At 30.5% G+C, this 295-nt stretch carries 1 protein-coding gene; it reads left to right on the plus strand.

What is annotated here, in order from left to right; translation table 11 throughout:
• Positions 1-295, plus strand: a 295-nt coding sequence (locus RVY79_RS18935) for a hypothetical protein (protein WP_317466102.1), incomplete at both ends; no start/stop codon positions are given.

Genomic DNA, 295 nt, shown 5'->3' on the forward strand with positions numbered 1-295 from the left:
ATCCTTGTTCAACCATTGAGCAAGGATGGTTCTACAACTACAAAGTATAGAGTAGAAATCACTAGAAAAGATTGGAAGGGAAAACGAAACAATCTTTTTGATACTCTTAATGAAGCAAAAGCATTTCTTATCATGTCAAAAGATAAGAAAGGTCAAGCATTCATTTATCAGATTGATGATGAAGAAGAAGAATTGAAACGGAAGGAAAGAGAGAAATTAGAACAAACTGAATACACTAGTTCCGATTACTCTTTTGGATATTTTGCTAAAAAATATCTTGATAATTATGTTTTTA

Source organism: Chromohalobacter sp. HP20-39, from assembly GCF_033052815.1.
Taxonomy (GTDB): Bacteria; Pseudomonadota; Gammaproteobacteria; order Pseudomonadales; family Halomonadaceae; genus Chromohalobacter.